1 protein-coding gene and 1 pseudogene are annotated in these 2,643 nt (G+C 57.7%); both read left to right on the top strand.

The genetic code is table 11. The features are described 5' to 3' along the window. Window positions 1–22: 22 nt before the first annotated feature. Window positions 23–154 (top strand): annotated as a pseudogene (gene rpsU / locus ACIP1X_RS28555) (30S ribosomal protein S21); the annotation flags it as partial. Window positions 155–639: 485 nt separating this feature from the next. Beyond that, window positions 640–2,604, top strand: a complete 1,965-nt coding sequence (gene dnaG, locus ACIP1X_RS28560) for a DNA primase (RefSeq protein ID WP_400755934.1) — start codon at window positions 640–642, stop codon at window positions 2,602–2,604. Window positions 2,605–2,643 lie beyond the last annotated feature (39 nt).

Genomic DNA, 2,643 nt, shown 5'->3' on the forward strand with positions numbered 1-2,643 from the left:
AAACATACAAAAAACCAGATAACTACATGAATATCGAATACTCGAATTTTACGAGAAGCCAACTTCTGAGCGTAAGCGCAAAGCAGCAGCCGCTGTTAAGCGTCACGCCAAGAAAGTTCAGCGCGAACAGCGCCGCGCCGTTCGTCTGTACTAATACACAGACGTTCGTAGCAAGCTTCTTGCCTAAGCCCGGCTCTGAGCCGGGCTAATGGCATTTGCGTAAAACGCTTGATGCTTCAACGTCGAAGCCGCACACGCGACTAAGACGAATCTGCTTCACACGTCAGACCTGGCTCTTTTGCCAGCGGTGCACGTCTTTTCTGACGAGCCTTTCAAGGCTACTGACGAGCACACCCACTGATTCCTCTCACGACGATCAGCCCAAGGCACCTGCATGCGTGCCCGCTTTATTGAGCTATCCGAGGCCCTCAACCGGCCGTCAGCGGATTCAGCGCAACACTTTCAAATAGTCGAAGACTGATAGGTACTAACGTCAGTGGTTTTTCGGCAGATACACTTCCCGACAGCGATTACGCAGACGACACCGGTCGAGCCGCACTTTTTGCGTGCTTCAAACAACGACCCGCGTCCGGCAGCCTTACGCATCGGACTTATTGCAGCGCAGACGACGAGAATGCCATGGCCGGGCTAATTCCCCAGAGCTTCATTGACGACCTGCTGAACCGCACCGACATCGTCGATGTGGTCAGTTCGCGCGTGCAATTGAAGAAGGCCGGCAAGAACTACACCGCCTGTTGCCCGTTTCACAAAGAGAAAACCCCGTCGTTCAGCGTCAGCCCCGACAAGCAGTTCTATTACTGCTTCGGCTGCGGCGCCGGCGGTAATGCCCTCGGCTTTCTCATGGATCACGACAACCTGGATTTCCCCCAGGCCATCGAAGATCTGGCGAAAGCCGCCGGCATGGAAATCCCCCGCGAAGAAAGCGGCCGCGAGCGCAAGCCACGGCAACCGACTGATTCGCCGCTCTATCCGTTGCTCACTGCCGCTGCCGATTTTTACAAGCAGGCCCTCAAGAGCCACCCCGCGCGCAAAGCTGCCGTGGATTACCTCAAGGGTCGCGGCCTAACCGGCGAGATCGCCCGGGATTTCGGCCTCGGCTTCGCGCCGCCAGGCTGGGATAACCTGTTCAAACATTTGAGCAGCGACACCCTTCAGCAAAAAGCCATGATCGACGCCGGGCTGCTGATCGAGAACGCCGAAACCGGCAAACGCTATGACCGCTTCCGCGATCGCGTGATGTTCCCGATACGCGACACCCGCGGCCGTATCATCGCCTTCGGTGGCCGCGTACTCGGCGACGACAAGCCCAAGTACCTGAACTCCCCGGAAACCCCGGTTTTCCATAAAGGTCAGGAACTCTACGGCCTTTATGAAGCACGCAAGAACAACCGCAACCTCGACGAAATCATCGTCGTCGAAGGTTATATGGACGTCATCGCGCTCGCCCAACAAGGCTTGAAGAATGCCGTCGCGACGCTGGGCACCGCGACCAGCGAAGAACATTTGAAGCGCCTGTTTCGCGTCGTACCGAACGTGTTGTTCTGTTTCGACGGCGACCAGGCTGGCCGCAACGCCGCGTGGCGCGCACTCGAAGCAACGCTGTCGAGCCTGCAGGACGGGCGTCGCGCACGCTTTTTGTTTCTGCCCGAAGGCGAAGACCCGGATACGCTGGTTCGCGCTGAAGGCACCGATGCCTTCAAGGCGCGCATCAATCAGCACGCTCAGCCGCTGGCCGACTATTTCTTCCAGCAACTGACCGAAGAGTCCGACCCGCGCTCGCTCGAGGGCAAGGCGCATATGGCCACCCTCGCCGCACCGTTGATCGACAAAGTGCCGGACGCCAACCTGCGCATCCTGATGCGTCAGCGCCTGACCGAAATCACCGGCCTGAGCAGCGAAACTGTCAGTCAGCTGGCGCAAAATGCGCCGCAGGAAGCGCCGCCCGCTTACGACCCGGGCATCAATTACGACGCAATGCCGGACTACAGCGACTACCATCAGCCGCAGGCACAGGACATGTATGTGCCGCAGCAGGAGTGGACGCCGAAGAAACCTGGCGCTGGCGGCAAGAAGTGGGACAAGAAGCCCTGGGATAAAAACGGCAAGCGTGGCGGCGATCGCGACCAGCAACGCCCGCGCACGCCGATTGGCGTCGAATCGCCAACCCTGACCGCCCTGCGCACACTGCTCCATCACCCGCAACTGGCCGAGCGCGTCGAAGATGCCGGGCACATTGCGGACGAGAATCAGACCAACGCCCAGCTGCTTGTGGCGCTGCTCGAAGCCGTACAGAAGAATCCCAAGCTAAACTCATTTCAGTTGATCGCGCGATGGCACGGCACTGAACAGGGTCGATTGCTCAAGGCATTGGCAGAAAAGGAGTGGTTGATTGACGGAGATAACCTTGAACAACAGTTTTTCGACACCATTACTAGCTTGTCAGCCCGCCAACGCGAGCGAAATCTTGAACAGTTACTCAGGAAAGCCCGTCAAAGCGAACTGAGTATTGAAGAGAAAAATCAACTGCGCGACCTTCTAAGTCGCAATGTTTCCGCATCAAACCCGACCTCAACTGGCGCGTGAGGTCATAGCTCAGGTATAATCCTCGGCTTGTTTTTTGCC

The sequence above is a fragment of the Pseudomonas sp. NPDC088885 genome (assembly GCF_044750025.1).
Lineage (GTDB): Bacteria > Pseudomonadota > Gammaproteobacteria > Pseudomonadales > Pseudomonadaceae > Aquipseudomonas > Aquipseudomonas rustica.

Coding starts and splice junctions, on each gene's coding strand:
- dnaG (WP_400755934.1), top strand. CDS start 640: ATGGCCGGGCTAATTCCCCAGAGCTTCATTGACGACCTGCTGAACCGC.